The 23,901-nt window shown below is 32.5% G+C and carries 19 protein-coding genes; 10 read left to right on the forward strand and 9 right to left on the reverse strand.

Annotated elements, in window-relative coordinates; genetic code table 11:
- Positions 1–94 precede the first annotated feature (94 nt).
- Complete coding sequence (locus tag C7448_RS02495) at positions 95–1,282, forward strand: phosphoglycerate kinase (RefSeq protein ID WP_115899771.1); 1,188 nt, start codon at positions 95–97, stop codon at positions 1,280–1,282.
- Between the two features lie 155 nt (positions 1,283–1,437).
- Positions 1,438–2,478, forward strand: coding sequence for an NADP(H)-dependent aldo-keto reductase (locus tag C7448_RS02500; RefSeq protein ID WP_115899772.1), 1,041 nt, complete (start codon positions 1,438–1,440; stop codon positions 2,476–2,478).
- A gap of 84 nt (positions 2,479–2,562) precedes the next feature.
- On the opposite strand, the gene C7448_RS02505 is transcribed toward C7448_RS02500, so the two are convergent.
- The 3 genes from C7448_RS02505 to trpS form a co-directional block, all read right to left on the reverse strand.
- A complete protein-coding gene (locus C7448_RS02505; RefSeq protein ID WP_115899773.1) occupies positions 2,563–2,868 on the reverse strand; it encodes a DUF6370 family protein in 306 nt (101 codons plus the stop codon).
- An 80-nt stretch (positions 2,869–2,948) separates the two neighbouring features.
- Positions 2,949–3,203 carry a hypothetical protein gene (locus C7448_RS02510; protein ID WP_115899774.1) on the reverse strand — a complete coding sequence of 85 codons (255 nt, stop codon included), beginning with the start codon at positions 3,201–3,203 and terminating at the stop codon, positions 2,949–2,951.
- A gap of 143 nt (positions 3,204–3,346) precedes the next feature.
- Complete coding sequence (gene trpS, locus C7448_RS02515) at positions 3,347–4,315, reverse strand: tryptophan--tRNA ligase (protein ID WP_115899775.1); 969 nt, start codon at positions 4,313–4,315, stop codon at positions 3,347–3,349.
- Between the two features lie 173 nt (positions 4,316–4,488).
- On the opposite strand from trpS, the gene C7448_RS02520 reads away from it, so the two are divergent.
- The 3 genes from C7448_RS02520 (at position 4,489) to C7448_RS02530 (ending at position 9,181) form a co-directional block, all read left to right on the forward strand.
- Positions 4,489–5,280 carry a lysophospholipid acyltransferase family protein gene (locus C7448_RS02520; protein WP_394342456.1) on the forward strand — a complete coding sequence of 264 codons (792 nt, stop codon included), beginning with the start codon at positions 4,489–4,491 and terminating at the stop codon, positions 5,278–5,280.
- Positions 5,252–5,893, forward strand: a complete 642-nt coding sequence (trhA, locus tag C7448_RS02525; RefSeq protein ID WP_115899777.1) for a PAQR family membrane homeostasis protein TrhA — start codon at positions 5,252–5,254, stop codon at positions 5,891–5,893. The genes C7448_RS02520 and trhA overlap by 29 nt, the downstream gene beginning before the upstream one ends.
- Before the next feature lie 153 nt (positions 5,894–6,046).
- Positions 6,047–9,181: a M43 family zinc metalloprotease gene (locus tag C7448_RS02530; protein ID WP_115899778.1), complete on the forward strand. Its 3,135-nt coding sequence runs from the start codon at positions 6,047–6,049 to the stop codon at positions 9,179–9,181.
- A gap of 56 nt (positions 9,182–9,237) precedes the next feature.
- Here the strand turns inward: C7448_RS02530 and C7448_RS02535 are convergent, their stop codons facing one another.
- Entirely contained in the window at positions 9,238–9,708 is a 471-nt protein-coding gene (locus C7448_RS02535; protein WP_115899779.1) for a CYTH domain-containing protein, read from the reverse strand.
- Positions 9,709–9,800: 92 nt separating this feature from the next.
- Here C7448_RS02535 and recO point away from each other — a divergent pair, with 92 nt between their 5' ends.
- Genes recO through C7448_RS02550 form a run of 3 tightly spaced genes read left to right on the forward strand, consistent with a single transcriptional unit; the run spans position 9,801 to position 13,283 of the window.
- A complete protein-coding gene (recO, locus tag C7448_RS02540) occupies positions 9,801–10,523 on the forward strand; it encodes a DNA repair protein RecO (RefSeq protein ID WP_115899780.1) in 723 nt (240 codons plus the stop codon).
- Position 10,524: 1 nt separating this feature from the next.
- On the forward strand, positions 10,525–12,990 hold the full coding sequence (locus C7448_RS02545; protein ID WP_115899781.1) for a TonB-dependent receptor: 2,466 nt from the start codon (positions 10,525–10,527) through the stop codon (positions 12,988–12,990).
- A gap of 11 nt (positions 12,991–13,001) precedes the next feature.
- Entirely contained in the window at positions 13,002–13,283 is a 282-nt protein-coding gene (locus tag C7448_RS02550; RefSeq protein ID WP_099214785.1) for a DUF3817 domain-containing protein, read from the forward strand.
- A gap of 22 nt (positions 13,284–13,305) precedes the next feature.
- Here the strand turns inward: C7448_RS02550 and moaD are convergent, their stop codons facing one another.
- From moaD to C7448_RS02565, 3 genes are all read right to left on the reverse strand, one after another.
- Positions 13,306–13,548, reverse strand: coding sequence for a molybdopterin converting factor subunit 1 (gene moaD / locus C7448_RS02555; RefSeq protein ID WP_115899782.1), 243 nt, complete (start codon positions 13,546–13,548; stop codon positions 13,306–13,308).
- 9 nt (positions 13,549–13,557) lie between these two features.
- Positions 13,558–16,023 (reverse strand): DUF5686 family protein, encoded by a 2,466-nt coding sequence (locus C7448_RS02560; RefSeq protein ID WP_115899783.1) that lies wholly within the window; start codon positions 16,021–16,023, stop codon positions 13,558–13,560.
- 128 nt (positions 16,024–16,151) lie between these two features.
- Positions 16,152–18,752: an AsmA family protein gene (locus tag C7448_RS02565; RefSeq protein ID WP_115899784.1), complete on the reverse strand. Its 2,601-nt coding sequence runs from the start codon at positions 18,750–18,752 to the stop codon at positions 16,152–16,154.
- Between the two features lie 119 nt (positions 18,753–18,871).
- Here C7448_RS02565 and queG point away from each other — a divergent pair, with 119 nt between their 5' ends.
- Positions 18,872–19,798: a tRNA epoxyqueuosine(34) reductase QueG gene (queG, locus tag C7448_RS02570; protein ID WP_115899785.1), complete on the forward strand. Its 927-nt coding sequence runs from the start codon at positions 18,872–18,874 to the stop codon at positions 19,796–19,798.
- Between the two features lie 40 nt (positions 19,799–19,838).
- Here the strand turns inward: queG and C7448_RS02575 are convergent, their stop codons facing one another.
- Together C7448_RS02575 and C7448_RS02580 are read right to left on the reverse strand one after the other, a co-directional pair.
- A complete protein-coding gene (locus tag C7448_RS02575; RefSeq protein ID WP_115899786.1) occupies positions 19,839–20,477 on the reverse strand; it encodes a PAS domain-containing protein in 639 nt (212 codons plus the stop codon).
- Between the two features lie 315 nt (positions 20,478–20,792).
- The gene (locus C7448_RS02580; RefSeq protein WP_115899787.1) at positions 20,793–21,410 is read right to left on the reverse strand and encodes a PAS domain-containing protein; all 618 of its coding nucleotides are present in this window, start codon (positions 21,408–21,410) and stop codon (positions 20,793–20,795) included.
- Positions 21,411–21,546: 136 nt separating this feature from the next.
- Between C7448_RS02580 and C7448_RS02585 the strand changes: the two genes are divergently transcribed.
- The gene (locus C7448_RS02585) at positions 21,547–23,841 is read left to right on the forward strand and encodes an NADP-dependent malic enzyme (RefSeq protein ID WP_115899788.1); all 2,295 of its coding nucleotides are present in this window, start codon (positions 21,547–21,549) and stop codon (positions 23,839–23,841) included.
- The last annotated feature ends 60 nt before the right edge of the window (positions 23,842–23,901 follow it).

A 23,901-nucleotide genomic window follows, 5' to 3' on the forward strand; every position in this document is an offset into this window, starting at 1 on the left:
TAACAAAGATATAAGATTGAAAGCTCAAAAAGAATAGAAACCAATCAGATTTAAATAATTATTTTTGTTTGCTGAAACAAAGAACACAACTTAGATGAAAACATTGAACGATTTCAATTTCGAAAATAAAAAAGCGTTAATCCGTGTAGATTTTAATGTACCCTTAAACGATACTTTTGAAGTAACTGACAATACAAGAATTCAAGCAGCAAAACCAACCATTATTAAAATACTAGAAGATGGAGGTAGTTGCGTTTTAATGTCACATTTAGGGCGCCCGAAAGGAAAAGAAGATCAATTTTCGTTACGTCATATTGTTAGTAGTGTAACAGAAGTATTAGGTGTGCAAGTGAAATTTGTGGATGATTGTGTCGGTTCAATAGTTGAAGAAGCTGTGGCAAACTTAAAAAGCGGAGAAGTTTTATTGTTAGAAAACTTACGTTTTTACCCAGAAGAAAAAACAGGAAATGTTGCTTTTGCTGAACAGTTATCTAAATTAGGAGATGTGTATGTAAATGATGCTTTTGGCACTGCTCACAGAGCCCATGCATCTACCGCAATTATTGCACAATTTTTTCCAGAGAATAAATGTTTCGGAAATTTGTTAGCAACAGAAATTGAAAGCATTGATAAGGTATTGAACAACTCAGAAAAACCAGTAACTGCTATTTTAGGAGGAGCAAAAGTGTCGTCTAAAATAGGAGTGATTGAAAATATTATTGAAAAAGTAGATCATATTATTGTAGGTGGTGGAATGACGTTTACGTTTATCAAGGCTTTAGGAGGAACGATAGGGAATTCGTTAGTGGAAGATGATAAATTAGAATTAGCGTTAGATATTTTAGCGAAAGCAAAGGAAAATAATACAGAAATTCATTTACCAGTAGATGCGATTATTGCAGACGCTTTTTCAAGCGATGCGAATACACAAGTGATAGATACTAATGAAATTCCTGATGGATGGATGGGATTAGATTGTGGACCTAAAACCGCAGAAAAATTTGCAGAAGTTATCGCAAAATCTAAAACTATTTTATGGAACGGACCTTTAGGGGTTTTTGAAATGGAAAAGTTTGCACAAGGAACGATTGGCTTAGGAAATGCAATTGTAGAAGCTACTAAAAATGGGGCATTTTCGTTAGTAGGCGGAGGAGACTCAGTTGCTGCAGTAAAACAATTCGGGTTTGCGGATAAAGTAAGTTACGTTTCTACAGGAGGAGGAGCGATGTTAGAAATGTTAGAAGGAAAAACCTTACCAGGAATTGAAACGATTTTAAAATAATTTGTCATTCCGAACGAGGTACGAGGAGGAATCTCATTCAACATAGTAACTTACGTTTTTAAGATTTTTCACTTTCGTTGCATTTAAGTTCGAAATGACCGTTGTTGTTTTGTTAAACAAATCAATAATAACACCTTTAACAATTACAGAATATTATGAAATATACAACACTACCAACTACAGATATTAAAGTTTCTAAAATTTGTTTAGGAACTATGACGTGGGGAAGACAAAATACCGAAGCAGATGGTCATGAACAAATGGATTATGCCTTAGAACAAGGGGTAAACTTTTTTGATACTGCAGAATTGTATTCTGTTCCTGCGACTCCAGAAACGTATGGTGCAACAGAGAAAATCATTGGTTCTTGGTTCAAAAAAACAGGCAACAGAGAGAAAGTAGTGTTGGCTTCTAAAATTGCTGGAGGAGGTGATTATACGGCGCATATTAGAACAGGTGGTTTTAATAGAAAGAATATCGGCGAAGCAATTGAAGATAGCTTAAAACGTCTACAAACAGATTATATCGATTTATACCAATTACATTGGCCAGATCGTGGGGTGAATTGTTTCGGAGTACGTGATTATCCGTATAAGACTTCAACAGAAGAAGCTGAAAAGCATTTAGAGATTTTAGAAACCTTGAATGACTTTGTAAAACAAGGAAAGATAAAACACGTTGGTTTATCTAATGAAACACCTTGGGGAACGATGAAATATTTACAAACAGCAGAACAACATGATTTGCCTAGAATGGTAACGATTCAAAATTCGTATTCGTTAATTCATAGAGGGTATGAAGTGGGAATGTCTGAAGTCTCTATGCGAGAAAATATTGGTTTGTTAGCGTATTCTCCGTTAGCACAAGGAGTATTAACAGGAAAGTATATTGATGGAAAAACTCCTGAAGGAGCGAGAGGAACCTTATTTCCACGCTTTATTGCACGATATAAAAACGAAGGCTCAGAAAAAGCGGTTTTAGAGTATCAAAAAATAGCAAATAAACACGGATTAACGTTAACAGAGTTATCGCTAGCATATATTAATCAGTTACCATTTGTAACGAGTAATATTATTGGAGCTACTAAAATGAGTCAGTTAAAAGAGAATATCAATTCAATTAATATAGAATTGTCTGATGCTATTTTAGCTGAGATAGAAGCTGTGCACAAAGCAATTCCAAATCCAGCTCCTTAATTTATAAGAGATATGAGATAAAAAAATCCGAAGTAAGCTTACTTCGGATTTTTTTATCTGTTTTCTAAACTTTGTATCTAAAATCTATTCCTCTATTATTTTAAAAGAGGTAGCTTTAAATCTTCCGTTTTCAACTTTTCCAGTAACTTCTGCTTTTCTAACTACATTACAGAAACCAATATTTTTATCGTGAGCATCTCCAAAATCATCTATGTGAGCACCATCAATAAAATAAGCTTTTTCGTCAATTTTCACGGCTAAATCACACCCTTGTTGGCTGTCTAAACCAAGTTTACATTGACCACATGAGGCTTCTACGATTTGTTTCTTTTCCTTAGGAGAGTTGCAAGCAACAATTCCAAAAAATGCAAAAATTATCATTTTTTTCATAGGTTAAATATACATAAATAAGCGTAAAAAACCCAGAATAAATCTATTCTGGGCTTAATTAATTATGGTATTTAAACGTCCTAGCTCTCTTCTTCACCAACAAGTTCTCCTTGTGTGGTTACAGAGCCAGTAGTTGCGTTTCCGTAAACAGGAGTTTCATTTCTTAGAATGTCAATCACTCTTGCGAAATTATCTGCTGTCATATATGGAGTTTCCTGTCTTTTCCCCTGAAATGTCGTAAAGTAAAATTTACCTAAATCAATTTTAGGATCCCATAAAGCTTGATAGCCTTTTAATTTTGTCCATCCTGTTGTTCCTTGTGCATAATGTGGCATAATATGTTAGTTTGGGTTAATAGTTGTGTAAAGTTATCAAAAAACACAATCTAATAGGGTTACCTATTTCCCATTTTTAACAGGGATACATTCCTAATTTTTTAAGGATAGAAGGACTTATCTATTAAGGGGGGTATATCTAATTAATATCCTATTTTACCTCGAACTCTTTGTAGTACATCTTTTGCAATTACACGAGCTTTTTCTGCTCCCACAGCTAAAGCTTCGTCAATTTCATGACGGTTTTCCATATAGTGACTATACTTAGCACGAACATCAGCAAATTTATCAATAATTAGTTCATAAAGTGCTTGTTTAGCATGTCCATAACCATAACCACCATTTTCATAATTCGCACGCATTACGGCAATCTGTTCTTCTGAAGCTAATAATTTATATATGGCAAAAACATTGTCAGTATCTGGATCTTTTGGGTCTTCTAAAGCTTTACTGTCTGTTTGAATAGCCATAATTTGTTTACGTAACTTTTTATCTGGTAAGAAAATATTGATAAAATTATTTCGAGATTTGCTCATTTTTTCACCATCAGCTCCCGGAACTAGTTTCGTGTTTTCATTTATCTTAGCTTGAGGCGGAACTAGAGTTTCTCCAACAATATTGTTAAACCTATTGGCTACATCACGAGTCATTTCTAAATGTTGTAACTGATCTTTTCCAACAGGAACAACTTCAGCATCGTATAATAAAATATCTGCAGCCATTAACATTGGGTAAGTAAACAAACCAGCATTTACGTCAGCTAAACGATCAGCTTTATCTTTAAAACCATGTGCTAAGGTTAAACGTTGAAAAGGAAAAAAGCAACTTAAGTACCAGGTTAACTCGGTAGTTTCAGGAATATCACTTTGACGATAAAACACGGTTTTGTTAATGTCAAGACCACAAGCAAGCCAAGTAGCCGCAACACTATAGGTGTTTTCTCGCAATTCGTTTCCGTCTTTAATTTGGGTTAAAGAATGCATGTCGGCAATGAAAATAAATGATTCGTTTTTTGAATCATTTGCCATTTCAACTGCAGGTAAAATTGCTCCTAATAAGTTTCCTAAATGTGGGGTTCCTGTACTTTGTACTCCTGTTAAAATTCTTGACATAAGTCTGTTTTGAAATGTTTTTAAATAAGTGCTTGCTTAAGTGAGCAAAAATAAGCTTAAAATTTATCAAACAAAAGAAATTACTACATTCGCATATTAGAGGAACCTTGTTCTTAAAGTTTTCTTGAGAAAAAGAAGTATAAGGTTAGGTAGTTGATTGTAATTTAAAAGATTTGAAGTATATATTTTTTCCTGTTCGGTTTATTTGGCGTGTTTGGTTCTATGTGTTAATTGTAATTTCAATATTGTTAATGGCACCTTTTATGCTGGTTTTAACTTCAGATGAAAAATATTATCCAGTTTTTTGGAAAGTAGTGAGAGCTTGGGCCTTCTTTTTAATTTATGGGATGGGGTTTCGATTAAAAGTTGAAAAAGAGCAAGAACTAGATCGAAATAAAAGTTATATGTTTTGTGCTAACCATGCGTCGTTTATAGATCCATGGATTTTAATAGCTATGAGTAAAAATCCAATAGTTTTTGTAGGAAAGAAAGAATTAGCAAAGTTTCCAATTTTTGGTTTTTTTTATAAAAAAGTAGTAATTGTAGTTGATAGAAGTGATTTAGAAAGTAGAAAAAAAGTCTATGAACAAGCCCATAGCAGATTAAAAAATGGAACAAGTGTTGCTATTTTCCCTGAAGGGTTAGTACCTGCTGAAAATATCGTTTTAGCACCGTTTAAGAATGGGGCATTTAGTTTAGCTATAGAACATCAAATACCTATTGTACCACAAGTGTATTATGATGGAAAACGTTTATTTTCTTGGGATTTTTTCAAAGGCAGTCCAGGAACACTAAGAGTTAAGCAATGTAAATTTATAGAAACAGAGAACTTAGCTACTGGTGATAAGAAAAAGCTTAAGGAGCAAACATATAATGTGATATACAATGAATTGGTAAATGATGAGTTGTATATGAAAGACACCAATCGACTAAACAATGAGCGAGAGTTTAAATCACCATTATAGTGAAAAAGAAGAAAAGTTAAATATACTCACCCACGGATTTGGGTTACTGCTTAGTATTGTAGCTTTTCCTTTTCTTGTACAAAAATCACTTAGTTATCATAGCTTCTGGAAAGTAGCTAGTTTTTGTATTTACGGATTGAGTTTAGTAATTCTATATGCAGCATCTACTTTTTACCATGCTTCTAAAGAACCTAAACTTAGACGGAGGCTTAATATTTTTGATCATGCTGCTATTTATGTATTAATTGCCGGAACGTATACGCCCTTTTGTTTAGTTGTACTGTCACCAAAGCTGGGTTGGTATATGTTTGTTTTTGTGTGGTTATTTGCTGTTACTGGTGTTATATTGAAGCTTTTTTTTACTGGACGGTTCGATAAATTGTCAACAGCTTTATATCTGTTAATGGGGTGGCAAGTTATTTTTATAATAAAGCCTTTAATGGAAAACTTATCAAAAGAAGGGTTGTTGTATCTTTTTCTTGGTGGGGTCTTTTATACTGTTGGAGCGATTTTTTATTCCATAAAAAAAATGAAATATAACCATGCAACCTTCCATGTTTTTGTGTTATTAGGAAGTTTAAGTCATTTTTTAGCGGTTTTTTATATTGATTAATTTTGTTTTACTGTTAAAAAAAAGAAATATCTGTAAATTTAAAGTTAAAATAATACTAATAGGTAATTTACTGTCTGTATTGGTTAGTATTGTATTAAATTGATTTGTTTTATAACTGTAGGTTTGTTTTAAGTAATTTAAAATCAATCAATTATGAAACAAAAAATTATTTTGTTACCCTTCTTCTTTTTGTTGTTTTTCTGTGTTGAAGCTATACTGGCTCAAGACTGTAAGGTTACAAGTGAAAATCAAAAGGTATTTTTAAAATACCCTGAATCAAAAAAAGAATTTGACAAATTTAATAACTACACAAAAAATGTAGTTAGAAAAAAACAAACTTCGCTTTTAAATAGAGCAGAAGAGACCTATACCATTCCAGTGGTTGTGCATGTTTATGGTTCAGTTCAACATGGACAAACCGTAACTTATGAAAAAATAGAAGTTGCGTTAGATAAACTGAACGAGGATTTCAACGGGCTTAATGATGACTTCAATACTGTTGATCCCATTTTTTCAGGAAGACGAGGTACTCTTAGTATTCGATTTGCTTTGGCAAAAATAGACCCTAATGGAGGTAGTACCAATGGTGTTGTATTTCATCCAGAAAAAGCTGGATATGGAAATGGTTCAGGTTATGATGCCCAAATAGCAGCCGATGCTTGGGATAACTATAAGTATATGAATGTATACATTATGGGAGATTTGTATGCTGATGGAAGTGCGACAAACTCTGGAGTTGCATGGTACCCTAATACAGCGATGTCTGATAATAATACCGCTAGAGTGGTTTATAATGGGCGTTATATTCATGGTAATACAAATAAAGAATTTGCTTCGGTATTAACACATGAATTTGGTCATTGGTTAAACCTTATACACACGTTTGAAGGTGGATGTAACGACCCAAATGGAGACTATGTAGACGACACACCAAAAGAAGATTCTAATTCTGGAGATGATGGCTGTACCGTTGGTGCTAGTGATTGTGGTAATTTAATTAATTATGAAAATTATATGGGCTATGACGCCGCTGCTGGCTGTGGAAAAATGTTTACTCAAGGACAAATAGATAGAATGCTCACGGCATTACAACATCCAGCACGTAAACCTTTATGGCAACCAGCTAACTTAACATCTACAGGGGTAGATTTAACAGGAGCGTCTTTAGTCGTAGATAGTCCAATAGTGGAAGAAGCATTATCAAACAATGGAGCGATAGTTAATGAAGCTAAAAATGTTACGCTTCAAGGAGGTGCTTTTACCGTTAGTTCTGGAAGTTTATTTGAAGGAACACATTTTGATACAAGTCTACCTCAAGGGGTATCAGCACAAATTACGGTAGTAGATAATCAAAAGTTAAATGTAAAATTTACAGGTCAAGTATTAAATCATGCTAAAGCTGATAATTCAACAGGTACAATTACCTTTAAAAATGCAGCAATTTCAGGAGGAACGCCCTCTTTAAATTCTGATAAAGTAACGTTTAATTTCTCTTTTTATGATCCTTATAAAGTGGTGTATTTTGATAATCAAGATTACACAGCTAACTCAGGAAATACATGGACATTTTTTACAATAGATGGTGCTAGTAATAATAGATTTGGAACGTTTTATGAAAATAATTCATTGATATTAGAGACGTATAAAAAAGCATTAGTATGTCAATCAGGAACTAGAAATGTAAAACCAGTTGACCTAAATACAGTAATTGATGAGCAAAGTTCTTGGGTAGACGGAGGAGGATATCCTGATTTGCATGTAATTAGAAATGCTAGTTACACTTCCTGGGATGGTAAAACCGCTTACATAGGTTTTCAATTAGAGTTATACCCTGGAAAAACTAATTATGGTTGGTTCAGAGTTAGTGTTAACAACAATGGTACTTCGTATAGTTTATTAGATTATGCATATAGTACAGAGCCTTATGGAGCCATTAAGGCAGGAAGCAAAGTTTGGGATGGAGGATCAACTTGTAATGATGGCATTCAAAATGGAGACGAAACAGGAGTTGATTGTGGTGGTTCATGTGAGCCTTGTGTAATAACCTATTGTGATTCTAACGGTAAAAGTGTTAATGATGAATTTATTAGCAACGTGCAGTTAAATACGATTAATAATAGTTCTTCTGGTTCAAATGGAGGATATGCAGATTATACATCTACAGTGTCAACTAGTTTATCAAAAGGAGGTGACTATTCAATAACCATAACACCAAGTTGGAGTAGTACTATTTATTCTGAAGGATATAGTGTTTGGATCGATTATAATCAAGATGGAGATTTTACAGATTCAGGAGAGCAAGTTTGGAGCAAAACTGCTTCTAAAGACACTTCGGTAACAGGAGAGTTTACCGTGCCTAATTCAGTAATTTCTGGAGAGACTAGAATGAGAGTGTCTATGAAATACAATGGAATTGCCACAGCTTGCGAATCGTTTAGTTATGGTGAGGTGGAAGACTATAAAATCGTTATAGGAAGTGGAGTAGTTACGTGTAACGATGATATTCAGAATGGAGACGAAACAGGAGTTGACTGTGGAGGTTCTTGTGAATCGTGTAACACAAATGATGATATAGTATATGTTGATATAGATGATTTAACGGTCACACCAAATGATGTTTGGAAAGTTTTTAAAATTGAAACAGGCGATAATACAGATTATGGAGCTTGGTATACTAGTAATTCAGTACGATTAGAAACCTATAATAAAGATATTGTTTGCGAAAGTACGACTAGTAATATATCCTATTTAGCAGAAGGTGTTTCTGTTGGAGTTCCAAGTAATTTTGTAGCAAACTCATATCCTTATACGGTTAGTTCTTCTGATTATACATCGTGGAATGGGAAGACTGGCTTTATTGGGTTTACTTTTAAAATAAATGGAAATCCGCACTATGGATGGTTCCATATTTCGGTTGCAAGTGATGGGCAATCTTATACGTTGACAGATTACGCTTACAATAAAACGGCAAATGCGGCAATTACAACAGTAACAAGAAGCGGAGTTGTAGGGGCTAACCATGAAAAGTTAAATGATAGTGGAATTATTTCTGCAACACCCAATCCATTTATATCACAAACTAAAATTGATGTTTCTAGTCTTTCTAAAGATGGAGCCATACGATTAGATGTATATGATTTACTGGGAAGGCATATACACAGTAAAGACATTCAATCACCATCTACATTTATACTAATTGATGATAGTGTAATTAAAAGAGAAGGAATGTATTTATTAAAAATCCAATCAGGAAAACAAATAAAAACTCTTAGTATTCTTAAAAAATAAGAAAAGAGTTTTGTTAGGGGAGTAAAAACTGTTTGAAATATTTTCAAGCAGTTTTTTTACCATTTATTATAAGGGAACTTGCTTAAGTTAGAATTGTAGTATTTGGAAATTCCAGTAACTTCCTCACCTAGCCACTCAGGTTTTGTAAAGTGTTCGTTTTCGTTTTCTAGTTCTACTTCGGCAACTAATAAACCGTTGTTTTCTCCCAAAAAATCATCTACTTCAAAAGTATGACTGTCTACTTTTACTAAATAACGGTACTTTTCAATAATTCCTTTTTCACATAAATTAAAAAGAGCATCAGCTTCCTTTTTGTCAATTTCTTTTTCCCATTCAAAACGAGTAGTTCCGTTAGTGTTAGAAGCTCCTTTGATAGTTAAAAAACCTGTGTTGTCTTTAATTCGAACTCGTACTACGCGCTCTTTATCTGAATTTAAAAAACCTTGCTTTATGTAGTTTTTTTGAAAAGCTTTTTTCTTAAAACCTGTGGATTTAACTAAAAACTTTCGCTCTATTTCTATAGTCATACAAAACGGAATCAAATTTATACGAATGTACCATTTTTGTTGATATTATTGAATATCTTTGGTTAATGATTTTAACAGTTAAACATAATTAAATGGCTGTAATTACTACAAAAGCCATTGTTTTAAGCTCTCTTAAATATGGCGATACCAGTTTAATTGTAAAATGTTTTACTTTACAAGAAGGAGTAAAATCGTACATGATAAAAGGAGTGTTAAAATCAAAAAAAGGAAAATTAAAGCCAGCACATTTTCAGCCACTAACACAACTAAATCTTACCGCAAACCACAGCAATAAAAGCTCATTGCATTCTATTAAAGAAGTACAAGTAATTCACCCGTATGAAACTATTCATACTTCCGTAGTTAAACAAACCATTGTGCTTTTTTTATCAGAAGTGTTATCGTATATCCTTCAAGAGGAAGAAGAAAACAATTCTTTATATAGTTATATTGAAACCTCTTTAATTTGGTTAGATACACATGGTGAAGTAGCAAACTTTCATATATTGTTTTTATTGAATTTATCTAGGTATCTTGGCTTTTATCCAGATACGACCAATATTGATAGATTAGCCTTTAATTTATTAGAAGGAAGGTTTACTAATACTGAATATGAAAAGTTAACGCTTTCAGGCAAAGAGATAATGTTATTTAAAAGCCTGTTAGGCATAAATTTTGATGCAATTAATTCAATTTCTTATTCGAAAAAAGAAAGACAAATTATTCTCCGAATTATAGTTCAATATTATGAATTACATTTGGAGGGATTTAGAGAACCCAAATCATTAGATGTTTTAGAAACCGTATTTAATTAATATGAAGCAAAGAATTACTGTATTTTTTTTATTATTTATTACCACAATTTTTTCTCAAACTATTACTGTTATTGATGCTGAAACAGGTAAGCCTGTAGAGGCTGTTGCAGTGTTTAATAAAAGTAAAGTAACATCGGCAGTAAGTGATGAGTTTGGGAAAGTAGATGTTTCTAATTTTAAAAAAAATGAGTTGCTTACGTTTGCACACGTGTCGTATGCAGAATACCAAGAAAAAAAATCAGCAATAAAAAAGAATAACTACCACGTTTATTTATCAAAAAACTCTGAGCAGTTAGATGAGGTAGTTGTTTCAGTTTTTAAAAATAGAGAAAAAACCAATCGAATTGCAGAGCAAATAGCAGTGGTGTCTTCAAAAGAAATTGAGAAACTATCTCCACAAACTTCAGCAGATTTATTAGCAAGTGTACCAGGGATTAAAGTTCAGAAATCACAGTTTGGAGGAGGAAGTCCTGTTTTGCGTGGAATGGAAAGTAACCGAGTGCTTTTGGTGGTTGATGGTGTTCGTATGAATAATGCTATTTATAGAAAAGGACACTTACAAAACTCAATTACAGTAGCTCCAAATTTATTAGATAGAACAGAAGTCGTTTTTGGTCCGTCATCAGTAATTTACGGTTCTGATGCATTAGGTGGAGTAATTCACTATTATACCAAAACTCCGAAGTTATCAGAAAAAGGAAGTGAAATTAAAGGAAATACATTTTTACGATATAGTTCAGCAAATAATGAAATAACAAATGTAGTTTCTGCCGAACTGAGGTTTAAAAAATGGGCATCTTTTACAAGTGTAGCTCATAGTAATTTTGGAGATTTAAAAATGGGAGAAAATCGTTCTCACGGTTTTGATGATTGGGGAAAAGTTCCTTTTTACTCTAACAACACGAATACTTTTTACAATGATACACCAGTAGCCAATTTTAATGAGAATTTACAAAGAAATACAGGCTACAGTCAAACAGACGTGCTACAAAAATTTTATATTCCTTTTTCAAAAAACACTGATTTTAAACTAAACTTACAGTATTCAACCTCTTCAAGCATCCCGCGTTTTGACAAGTTAACTGAGTTGAAAAGTGGAAACTTAAAGTTTGCTGAATGGTATTACGGTCCACAAGAACGTTTGTTAATATCTCCGCAGTTAATTATCAATCCTAAGAAAAAATGGATGGATAATGGTACAATAACTTTAGCGTATCAAAACATAAAAGAAAGTCGTATACAACGAAAGTATGGAAGTTTAGATAGGTCTTACAGAAATGAAAGTGTAGATGTTTTTAGTTTGAATGGAGATTTTACAATACCCTTAGCTAAAAGAAGGAATTTAGGGTATGGAGTAGAAGTTACTTACAATGATGTAGCATCAAATTCTTATGGAAAAACATTGCGTGTTAATGGTAATAAAATTATTGGTTTTGATGATGATTTTACCGTGCAATCTCGATATCCTGATGGAGGAAGCAGTTATTTAAGTTCAGCTTTTTATGTAGATTATCGTCAAGATATTAATGATAAATCAACATTAAACACAGGAATTAGAGGTACCAATACTGTGTTGAAAGCAAAATGGCTTGATGAAACGTTTATAGATATTCCTCAAAATGATATAAAACTAGATAATCAATCGCTAACAGCAACTATAGGGTACGTATATAAACCAAATAAAACTTGGCAATTAAATACGGTGTTATCTTCTGGTTTTAGATCACCAAATATTGACGACGTAGGAAAAATAAGAGAGAAAAATGGAAAAGTAACAATACCCAATATAAAATTAAAACCAGAACATGCATATAATGCTGAAATCGGAGTTCAAAAATACTTTAATAATAGAAAGTTTAGAGTTGGAGCTAACGTGTATTATACTTTGTTGAATAATTATATTTATAGAGAGAGTTTTGAGTTGAATGGAAGCTCAACTATTGAGTATGATGGAGAAGAAGGAACTATGGTAGCAAATGTAAATAAAGGAACAGCTTATGTTACGGGTGCTACGGTGAGTTACCAAGGGAAGCTACATAAGAACTGGAATACTTCTGGATTTATTACCTATACACATGGCGAAGCTTATGACACAAACGAACCATTATCATCTATTCCGCCATTATTTGGTCGTTTTGATTTAAGCTACGTTAATAATAAACTTGAAGGAGGAGCTAATCTAGTTTTTAATGCTAAAAAAGATATTTCAGATTATAACATAACTGAAGGGATTGATAACCATGAACAGACGCCAATTGTGAATCCTAATGCAACTGAAGATGTTAACAAATATTATGGAACTCCTAGTTGGATGACTGTTGGATTGTATGGGAAGTATCAGTTCACAAAAAACATCGCTTTGCAAGCACAATTGTCTAATTTATTTGATGAGCATTATAAAGAATTTGCGTCGGGAGTTTCAGCTGCAGGACGTAATATTTCAGTATCTTTGCTAACCAATTTTTAAGTAAAATACAAATGATTAATTTTTTCAAGTTAGTAAGTTTATTAGAAGGGATATCTTACATTTTATTACTTTTTATTGCTGTGCCAATTAAATACTTACAAGGAAATCCAGAGTATGTTAAAATGCTTGGTATGCCTCACGGATTATTATTTGTTGGCTATATCGTATTGGCTATTATGTTAAAGTACGAGCTAAATTGGAATGGTAAAACTTTCGGAATTGTTTGTTTACTTTCTATTTTACCTTTCGGAACATTTTTCGTTGGTAAATACTTAAAAAAGGCAGAAGCTTAATATTTTACTTTATTGAGAAAAATTACCCTCCGCTAACAGGAGGAATAATTGCGATTACATCATTTTCTTTTATGAGTATATCGTCTGTAGCGTAACTTTCGTTAATAGCTACAGCATACGAACTCATTTTTTGTAACTCAGGAAATTCTTCTACAAGAAACTCTTTAAAGCTAGCAACAGTACTTTTGTTAGGAAGTTCAATTTCTAATGTAGAACTATCAACTAAGTCTGTGGCCATACCGAAAAATAGAATGCTTATTTTCATATAACAAATCTACAATTTTATCCCGAAAATGACTCTGTTTTCATGTTTTCCGTTAAAGTAAGAGCGAGCAAAATCTACACGTAAAAAGCGCCATTTTCCAACGCCAACATTATCTAAACCAATAGCAAATTCAGAATAAGGTTTGTTGCCTGCTGTAAATAGTCCTTTTGTTCCAGTAACTAGATGAAAGTTAAGTTTATTTAACAAAGGAACCTTGCTTAATAATGCTCCTTTAAAATTATATTCTCCATGAAGTTCAGCGTATTTATCATTAGAGCTTAACTTATAATACGGAAGCATGTAAAAGTTGTCCAAATAGTTATCTTTTGGAGCTATTAACAAGCGATTTCCGTTAAAATGAGCATAATCTATAAATGGAACATCTTTTTTTTCTAAAAACATGCCTCCTTTCGCTTTGTAAGCAAATTCACCCCAGTTGCCTAAGTTTATTTGTTGATATAATTGAGAAAAAACTACATCTGAATTCCATTCAGAATTCCCAGATCCGAAGTTTTTTTGATAACCAATATACAGCGACGGATACTTACTATTAGGAACGCTATATTTTCCATCAGGATATGATAAATATTTTTGTCCAAAATTTATGTTCGCTCCTAAAGAAAAAGTCCACATTTGATGCGGCGTAAAACCTGTTGAAAAATCAGCAGGATTTTGCGGATTGTTAGAAGTATAATCTACATCATTTTGTGGGAACATTACATAATCAGTTGTATTAAATAATGGTTTTCTATCTGCAAATTCCAAAGAAGAAAACATACGTATTCCGTTCGTTACTTCTTGCGAAAAGGTTGTTTTGGCAAATGTCTTTTCATAAATTTTTAAATAATTTCTTTCAAAACCAATAGAACTTATTGTGTTCCAAAACTTAGAAATAGGCTGTTTTGGGTTGAATTGTGACGTGGCAACTCCTCCAGAAATTGTTAAAACAGGTCGTGTAGTATTGTTCCAACGATAGTTAAAGTTGGCTGTAGGACGCACTTTTTTCTCTGAAAAACCATAATTAACATCAGCCCCAATACTAAAACGTTTTCCTTTTTTGTTCAGTGATTTTCGGTAGTTAACACCTAAAGAAGAATTCCATCCTTGTACAGTATTAAAATTAAGATTTTCAATAGGCGAAGAAGTGCTTATCGACCACTTGTTGTAAGAGTCTTGGTAAGTGTAACCAGAAAGAATATCTAAGGGTTTAAACTTGTTATTTTTGGTGTCAATAGAGTCTAGATATTTCTTCGATTTTCGAATGGTTTTTATACTGTCTTTTAATTTGTAATCCGATATTTCTTCAGAAGTTAACGTAACAGGACGAATTTTATTCCAATATGTTGAATCCTTTTCTGTAGCATTTTCAGCAAATGAAAGCACTTCGTTACCAAAAGTATCTTCAGTAAAGTTGGGACTGAAATTATAGTTAGAATAAGCAGCAGAAAATCGACCGTTAAAATGAAAACCAAACAAACCAGCTTTAAAATCTATAGTTTGTGTAACGGGTACCCAAGCTTTGTTTTTAGTAGAGAAATTATAATTCTGTTTAATATGTAGTGAATCTACAATAGGCAAGCTTATTTGTGCGCCAGTAACAATAACATCCGCACCATAAATAGCCCAATCATCTTCAACTATATAGATGAACCCACTAAAAACCCGATCGTTTTTACGTTTTGGTAAAAGTTGAATTTTGTTAATTAGTGTTCCGTTTTTATCATAAAAAACACCAGTTAGTTTATAGTTGTAATAACCAAAAGCACCATTTGCAATAGGAGAAATAACTTTAACATCAGCCAAATCAAAAGAGTTTTCATAAAAGTTAAAATTTACTTCTTCAGCTTGATTAAAACTAATTCCGTTGTCTTGTCCACTAACTTTTGAAGCAATAATATACTCTTTAAAGTTCTTAGGTTTTTTCTGAAATGCGATTTTAGACACAGTTTCAGAAAGGTAAACGATGCCTGTTCTGGTTGAATCTAATCCACCACCCATATCACCAATATCCTGTCCTAAAAACTTTTTTGGTAAATCTTTTACCTTAAATAAACCACGAGAGTAAAAATCAGCAGTATACTCAGCAAACTTATCCGTGTTTTTTGCCTTGCTAGCAATGGTATTTCTAATAATTTTGTTAGCAGGATTTTCTTCAGAAGAAATGACAACTTCATCCAAAGTAACCTCTTCTTCGGGTAATGTAACATTTAAAGTAAAAGGGAAAGAGGTAATTTCAACAGTTTTTTTTAGAGTCTTATACCCTAGCATTTGAAATATTAGCGTGTGCTTTCCTTTTGAGTTAAATGCTAGTTCGTAGTCACCATTTGTATTGGTTGTGGTACCTGTAATAGTGTTTTCTAAATATACACTTACAAAAGAAATCGGTTGGCTTTTGGTATTTGTAACTTTTCCTTTAATTTGAGAAAAAGTAATTGAAGAGCATGCTAAAAATAAAAATGTAGTTATATTTTTCATAATCAGTTAGTTGTTGTTAACAAACATAAAAGAAGAACTTTGTAAAGTGTATTTAAGAAGTGTTAAATAACTTACAAAGTTCTCTTAATATAAGTAAGACTATGAAGTAGAAAAAATGTTACAAAAGATTACTTAACAGTGTCTTTTTGTTGCTTTTTCTTCTTTTTTCCGAATAAACCACCTAAAACGTCTGTTACCTTTTTAACAGTTTCTTCCTTTTTACTGGTTGTGCTGGTACTATCTTTCTTTTTATTTCCTAATAATCCACCTATAGTATTGTTAACTAACTTGTCTTTTTGTTGCTGAACCAATTTCTGACTCAACTTAGTAACCGATGAAGATAAATCGGTTTTTACAGAAGGATTAGTCATATTTCCAGCAATACTTGCGGTAATAGGAACAGTAATGTTTTGTTGATCTTTTGCGCTTAATTTTGAAAGTAACCCTTGTGCTTCATTACCTAAATATTTAGCAGGAACATTAAGAGTAACGTTGTAGTTCATTGTTTTATCAAATCCATGGCTACCTCCTACAGTAATACCAATATCTTTATATTTTAAATCAAATGGTTTTACAATTACTTTACCTTCTTTAAAAGATAAGTATGTTTTAATATCAGATAAATCTAGTTTTTTTAAATCAATAAAAGATAATTTATCGTTTAATAAACTAAGTGCTTTTGTTTTTTCAGGATTAATACTGGTTGTTAATAACTCAGCTAAAGCATTACCAGAAACTGAGGTAAGGTTTGGAGTAAAATCATCATTCAAGTTTCCTGATAAATCGATGTCTGAATTTAATTTACCATTCATAGCTCCAGCAATAGGACTTAGTGACTGTAGTAAATCTAAGCTAGTGAAAGATTGTGCAATATCAAAAGACTTAATACCTAATTTCATATCGAAAGTAGGTTGTTTTTTTTGAGTGTTAACCTCTCCATTCAATGCGATTCGACCATTAAAAATACCAGCATTCATATTTTGTAGTATGGCTTTTTCATCCTTTAAAAGAAGCGTTCCCTTTACATTTTGCAAGGTTAAGTTATCATAGTGTACTGTTTTGGCGTTAGCAGAAACAGCGCAGTCTAAAAATGCAGGAATTTTTAAAGCTTCTGTTGGAGTATCTTTTTTAGATATTTCTTCTTTATTTTCAGCGGCTTCAGTATTTTCTTGCATAAAATCACTCACATAAAAAGTGTTTGAATCTACCTTAAAGTTTCCTTGCAATTTTTTATCAGAAAGTAAAAAGCCTAACAAGTTTTTAATTGTCCCTGTAGCTTTTAAATCACTTTTTCCTGAGGTAGCATCAAACTTACTTAAGGTAATGGTGCCTGGTGTAAAATTAACTTCAGTGTTTTTGATATGAAATGGATTTACAACATCTTCTGAAGAAAAAACAAAGTTACTCACTTCCATTTTTCCATTGTTTTTAATGCGACCTAAAGTGTTGTTTTCAATCGCTTTCATGTCGAATTCCGTATGCAAATCAGCCTTTAAAATCCCGCTTAATTCATTTTCTAAATCAATAGGATATGCTTTGTTAATATTGGCAAGGTTTAAAACACCTTTTAAACTAGCGTTTATTTTTGGATTAGAAGTTAGGTTATAAATATTTCCTTTTCCAGAAAAAGTATCCTGATCAATCTTAAAAGAAAGACCATTAATAGTAACAAACGTATTTTCGGTTTTACCAGTGGTGTTTTTTATTTGAGCATCAATGTTAATATTTTGAACACTTTTTGGTAAATCAGGGTATTTAAATGAAGCATTATTAGACTTCATGGAAATATCTAATTTTGGAATATGTTTGTCATCAATAATTCCATTTACTTTTCCGTTTACACTAAAATTACCAGTAGTGCTTACTCCAGCAATACTTTTAGTGTAGGCTTCAGGAATTAATCCTAAAAAGTTTTTAAAGTCTGATGAAGGAGTTTTAAAATTAATGTCAACTTCTTGATTGTTCTCGTTTATTTGAACAAAACCATCAAAAACCAATGGAAGATTATTTAGTTTAGCTTCATTTTTTAAGAAAGAAAACTTCATGTTGGTTAAGTCCATTCCTAAAATAGCATCTAACTCTATTTTTTGATCCTTAGCATACGAGTTTCCATCCATTCCAAAAGAAACTAAAGTTGAAGTTTGGGTGTCTAATTCTGTATTTGATTGAGAAAAGTCACCACTTCCGCTATGATTTAATTCAGTAAGCTCAAGATTTAACTTACCTTGTTTGTCATTATATTTTATCGTAGCATTGTTAATAGCGTACGAATTAATTGATAATCCAAAAGTTGATGGTTCTTCATTTTTATTCTCTTCTGTTTCTGAGGGCTTTGCAATGTCGTAATTGGCATTTCCTTTTTCATCAACTAATACACTTACCAAAGCATCATCTATAGAAAAAGATTTGATGTTTAATTGATCAGAAGAAGCTTTAAAAAGCTCTGTAAGTTTTAATGCTAAGTTTACCTCTTTCGCATATACCAAGGTGTCACCTTCAAAAGGAGCTTTGTTAATAACCGTTAGGTTTGATAATTGAACAGATGCGTTTGGAAAGTTTCTAAGTAAACTTAGGCTAGAGTCGCTAAAATCAACTTGTGCATTTACGTTGTTGTTAATTGTAGTTTTTACTAAGTTCATCACTTTATCTTGAAATAACAGGGGAATGCTAATCAAAAGGATGAAGAAAAAAATTACAACACCTAATACTATTTTATATATCTTTTTCATTATGAATAAAGTTTGTCATGTAATACTAACGAACAAAGTTCAGGATTTATTTGTAAATAGAAAGTGAATAAAATTATAATTTTTCTTTTGGTAATTTTGCACTTATAAAACTATTTATTTTGAACAGAAGAAAGCAGTATTCATCCTTTATTAAAGAGCAGGCAAAACGTTTGGGGTTTTTAGGTTGCGGTATTGCAAAAGCTGACTTTTTAGAAGAAGAAGCTCCTCGTTTAGAAGAATGGTTACAAAACGGATATCATGGTGAAATGCGTTACATGGAAAATCACTTTGATAAACGTTTAGATCCTCGTTTATTAGTTGACGGTGCAAAATCGGTAATTTCTTTATCCTATAATTATTTTCCTTCGGAAGTTCAGGAGGAAGGAAGTTATAAAATATCGAAATATGCTTATGGTCAAGACTATCACCACATTATCAAAGATAAATTACGAGAATTATTACAATTAATTAATGATGAAATAGGAGAAGTGTCTGGTCGTTGTTTTGTAGATTCAGCACCTGTTTTGGAGCGTGCTTGGGCTGAGAAATCAGGCTTGGGTTGGAATGGAAAACATTCGTTGTTAATTCAAAAGCAACAAGGGTCATTTTTCTTTTTAGCCGAATTAATTATTGATTTAGAATTAGAGTACGACGAACCTTTTAAAACAGATCATTGCGGTAGTTGTACTCGCTGTATTGATGCTTGCCCAACACAGGCTATTTTGCCTAATAATACAGTTGATGGAAGTAAGTGTATTTCGTATTTAACTATTGAATTAAAAGATGCAATTCCATCAGAGTTTAAAGGTGAAATGCAAGACTGGATGTTTGGTTGCGATGTGTGTCAAGATGTATGTCCTTGGAATCGTTTTTCACAACCACACGAAGAAAGTTTGTTTACACCGCAAGAAAGTTTATTGCAAATGACAAAACGTGATTGGCAAGAGTTAACACAAGAAACCTTTAGTAAGGTGTTCAAGAAATCGGCAGTAAAGCGTACTAAGTTTTCTGGAATATTAAGAAATATTGATTTTATAAAAGAATAAAACCGCTTTTTAAAAGCGGTTTTATTTATGCTTTTGAAGGTTATTTAGGATTTGTTTCTCCAAAGAAAAACCAATTAAGTCCTTTTTTAATCATTCCACTTTCTTTTACTACAGCCTTTTTTTCTGCTTCTTTTAAGTTAGCAGTTTCTCCTTCAAATAGGTTTACAACAAATTCGTCATATGAGGCGTTAACCTCTTCTTGTAAGAAAGAATTGAAATATAACTCACTTGCTTTTTCACCTTTAACTTTTTCAATTTCTAATAGCGTTTTGTATAAAGGTTCTATTTTCTTTACAACATTTTCAGGTAAAGACTTTCTTCTTCCAGTATATCCAGTGATTTTTCCATTATTATCTTTTTCTACATCAAAATCAGTAATAACCCAGTAGTATCTACCTGTTCTTGTTAAGTTTTTAACAATAGCATGGAAATTGTTCCCTTGTTTTAGGTTGTCCCATAATACTTTGAAGACTACTTTAGGCATATCAGGATGCCTAATAACATTGTGAGGTTCTCCAATAAGCTCTATCTTATTATACTCCGAAGCTTCTTCGAAAGTGTCGTTCATATATAAAATAGTTCCTACAGGATCTGTTTTGCTAATAATTGTTTTAGACTTGTCCCATTTTACTTCCTCATTTATGGTTTTGGAAGGTCTAAGAGCATTGTTTGTGTCCATTCCTTTTGTTTTAATAGTTTTTCGGGGTGGTTTACTTAAAAATAATCAGCAAATATAAGGTTTTTGGTACGGGAGTGTATTTTGATTTGGTTTTTAGTTGAGTTAAAAGTTGTTAAAAACAAGTAATTTTTATTTAATCTAAAATAGTAGTTTTTAAATAATTGTATTGTGTTATTTTTTCTTTAAAAATAACAGGATAGTGCTGTTTTTAAAGTAAGAGTGTACAAAGAAAATTAATGTTAAAAGAAAAAGGAACGAAACATATGTTTCGCTCCTTTAGAAGAATGTTTTTAAGAGGATTATTGAGGATGTAATCTATTTTGGATTAGTTTCTCCGAAGAAAAACCAGTTCAACCCTTTCTTTAAAGAAATTGCTTCACTCTTAACTTTTTCAGCTTCTTCTTTAGAAAGTTCTTCGTTAAATAAGTCAACGACAAAATCATTATATGTTTTACCAACTTCTTCTTTTAAGTAAGCTTGAAAATACATTTCACTAGCTTTTTCACCTTTTAGTTTTTCAATATCTAAAAGTGTTTTATATATAGGTTTAATTTTCTTTACAACACCATCAGGAACTGCTTTCCTTCTAGCTGTGTATCCAACAATTTTGTCTTCCTCGTCTCTATCAATAGTAAAGTCAGTAATAACCCAATAATATCTACCTGTTCTTGTTAGGTTTTTAACAATTGCATGAAAGTTCTCGCCTTTTTTAAGAGCGTCCCATAAAACTTTAAAAGCTACTTTTGGCATGTCTGGGTGTCGAATAATATTGTGAGGTTCACCTACTAATTCGATAGTGCTGTATTCACAAGTGTTAGAGAAAACATCATTAGCATACAAGATGGTTCCGTAAACATCAGTTTTACTTACAATGGTTTTAGTTTTGTCCCATTGTACTTCTTCGTCAATAATGTGTCTTTGTGTAGTTTCCATTTTTTTATTTGGTTTAAGGTTCGAGCAAAATTCAGGAAATTTTTAAAGATGAAATATGACTTTTATCAGGTTACAAATTCTTTTTACTTCATAACAAAATGTATATTTGTAAGTTCAAACAAACAAGAACGAACCTATGAGAGATTCTAGAAAAAGGCATGAAGCACTACTTTATCATGCTAAGCCGAAGCCCGGAAAAATAGCAGTAGTACCTACCAAAAAATATGCAACTCAACATGATTTGTCGTTAGCATATTCACCAGGAGTAGCTGAGCCTTGTTTAGAGATAGCTAAAGATAAAAACAACGTTTATAAATATACCTCAAAAAGTAATTTAGTAGCCGTTATATCAAACGGAACAGCAGTTTTAGGACTAGGAGATATTGGTCCTGAAGCATCTAAACCAGTAATGGAAGGAAAAGGGTTGCTGTTTAAAATTTTTGCTGATATTGATGTTTTTGACATTGAGGTAGATGTAACAGATGTAGATAAATTTGTTGAAACTGTTAAGGCAATAGCGCCAACTTTTGGAGGAATTAACTTAGAAGATATTAAAGCTCCTGAAGCTTTTGAAATAGAAAGACGATTAAAAGAGGAGTTAGATATTCCTGTAATGCACGATGATCAGCATGGTACAGCAATTATTTCTGCAGCAGCCTTAAAAAATGCATTAGAAATTAATGAAAAGAACATTAAGGATGTAAAAATTGTTGTTAACGGAGCAGGAGCCGCAGCAATTTCATGTACACGTTTATATTTAGCTTTAGGAGCTAAACGTGAAAACGTAGTTATGTGTGATAGTAAAGGAGTTATTAGGAAAGATCGTGATAGCCTAACTTCACAAAAGGCGGAGTTTGCTACAGATAAAGATGTGAATACTTTAGAAGAAGCGATGCTAAACGCAGATGTATTTATTGGTTTATCAAAAGGAAATGTGGTTTCTCCTGAAATGTTGCTGTCAATGGCGAAAAATCCTATTGTTTTTGCAATGGCAAATCCAGAACCAGAGATAGAATACGATTTAGCAATTGCTACAAGAGATGATATTATCATGGCTACAGGAAGATCAGACCATCCTAATCAGGTGAATAATGTGTTAGGGTTTCCTTTTATTTTCCGTGGGGCATTAGATGTTCGTGCAAAGAAGATTAACGAAGAAATGAAGATGGCAGCGGTACATGCTTTGGCAGATTTAGCAAAGCAATCAGTGCCTGAACAAGTAAATATTGTATATGATGAAGTAAGTCTTTCTTTTGGGAAAGAATACATAATCCCTAAACCGTTTGATCCTAGGTTGATTTATGAAATTCCACCAGCAATTGCGAAAGCAGCGATGGACTCAGGAGTAGCTCAAGAACCAATTGATGATTGGGATAAGTATCGTGAAGAGTTAATGGATCGTTCAGGGACAGGAAGTAAAGAAGTACGATTATTACATAACCGAGCTAAGAAGAACCCAAAAAGATTAGTGTTTGCTGAAGCAGATCATTTAGATGTGTTGAAAGCAGCACAAAGAGTGTATGAAGAAAGAATTGGTAAGCCAATTTTATTAGGGAGACGAGAAGTTATATTAGAATTAAAAGAAGAATTAGGTTTTGATGCTGATGTACCAATTATAGACCCAAAAACAGATGAAGAAGAGGAAAGAAGAAATCGTTATGCTGAGGCTTTTTGGAAAACTAGACAGCGTAAAGGAGTAACTTTTTTAGAAGCTCAAAAATGGATGCGTGAACGCAACTACTTTGCTGCGATGATGGTGAATTCTGGTGAGGCAGATGCTTTAATTACTGGGTATTCAAGACCTTATCCATCGGTAGTAAAGCCAATGTTAGAGTTGATTGAAAAAGATCATGGAGTAACAAGGGTGGCGGCAACCAATATGATGTTGACTAAACAAGGACCTATATTCTTAGCAGATACAACAATCAATATCAATCCAACAGCAAAAGATTTAGCTAAAATTACACAGTTAACATCAGTATTGGCTAAAATGTTTGGAATGAAACCTCATGTTGCAATGTTAGGTTTCTCAAACTTTGGATCATCAAAATCAGAAAGCTCAACTAAAATTAGAGAGGCGGTTTCTTACATTCACCGTCATCATCCAAATGTTGTGGTAGACGGTGAGTTACAAGCAGATTTTGCTTTGAACCCTGAATTATTGGCAAAAGAATTCCCTTTCTCTAAATTAAATGGAAAAAGAGCAAACGTATTAATTTTCCCTAATTTAGAGTCGGCAAACATTACCTATAAGTTAATGAAAGCCGTTGATGAAGTAGAAACGATAGGGCCAATTTTACTAGGAATGAGTAAACCAGTACATATTTTGCAATTAGGAGCAAGCGTTGATGAAATGGTGAATATGGCTGCGGTAGCAGTTGTAGACGCTCAAAACAAGGAAAAGAAAGCTCAAAACAAGATTTCTCAATAGCTAAAAGAGAAATTTTTTTAAAAGATAATTTTGTCTATTTTAGACAAATAGAAAAAATAG

The organism is Tenacibaculum gallaicum (genome assembly GCF_003387615.1).
Lineage (GTDB): Bacteria > Bacteroidota > Bacteroidia > Flavobacteriales > Flavobacteriaceae > Polaribacter > Polaribacter gallaicus.

Bases quoted from the DNA above. Each gene is read 5' to 3' on its own strand.
- C7448_RS02530 (WP_115899778.1), top strand. From the start codon at position 6,047: ATGAAACAAAAAATTATTTTGTTACCCTTCTTCTTTTTGTTGTTTTTC.
- C7448_RS02510 (WP_115899774.1), bottom strand. From the start codon at position 3,203: ATGCCACATTATGCACAAGGAACAACAGGATGGACAAAATTAAAAGGC.
- trhA (WP_115899777.1), top strand. From the start codon at position 5,252: ATGAGCGAGAGTTTAAATCACCATTATAGTGAAAAAGAAGAAAAGTTA.
- C7448_RS02580 (WP_115899787.1), bottom strand. From the start codon at position 21,410: ATGGAAACTACACAAAGACACATTATTGACGAAGAAGTACAATGGGAC.
- C7448_RS02585 (WP_115899788.1), top strand. From the start codon at position 21,547: ATGAGAGATTCTAGAAAAAGGCATGAAGCACTACTTTATCATGCTAAG.
- C7448_RS02560 (WP_115899783.1), bottom strand. From the start codon at position 16,023: ATGAAAAATATAACTACATTTTTATTTTTAGCATGCTCTTCAATTACT.
- C7448_RS02495 (WP_115899771.1), top strand. From the start codon at position 95: ATGAAAACATTGAACGATTTCAATTTCGAAAATAAAAAAGCGTTAATC.
- C7448_RS02535 (WP_115899779.1), bottom strand. From the start codon at position 9,708: ATGACTATAGAAATAGAGCGAAAGTTTTTAGTTAAATCCACAGGTTTT.
- recO (WP_115899780.1), top strand. From the start codon at position 9,801: ATGGCTGTAATTACTACAAAAGCCATTGTTTTAAGCTCTCTTAAATAT.
- C7448_RS02565 (WP_115899784.1), bottom strand. From the start codon at position 18,752: ATGAAAAAGATATATAAAATAGTATTAGGTGTTGTAATTTTTTTCTTC.
- C7448_RS02505 (WP_115899773.1), bottom strand. From the start codon at position 2,868: ATGAAAAAAATGATAATTTTTGCATTTTTTGGAATTGTTGCTTGCAAC.
- moaD (WP_115899782.1), bottom strand. From the start codon at position 13,548: ATGAAAATAAGCATTCTATTTTTCGGTATGGCCACAGACTTAGTTGAT.
- C7448_RS02550 (WP_099214785.1), top strand. From the start codon at position 13,002: ATGATTAATTTTTTCAAGTTAGTAAGTTTATTAGAAGGGATATCTTAC.
- C7448_RS02575 (WP_115899786.1), bottom strand. From the start codon at position 20,477: ATGGACACAAACAATGCTCTTAGACCTTCCAAAACCATAAATGAGGAA.
- trpS (WP_115899775.1), bottom strand. From the start codon at position 4,315: ATGTCAAGAATTTTAACAGGAGTACAAAGTACAGGAACCCCACATTTA.
- C7448_RS02500 (WP_115899772.1), top strand. From the start codon at position 1,438: ATGAAATATACAACACTACCAACTACAGATATTAAAGTTTCTAAAATT.
- C7448_RS02545 (WP_115899781.1), top strand. From the start codon at position 10,525: ATGAAGCAAAGAATTACTGTATTTTTTTTATTATTTATTACCACAATT.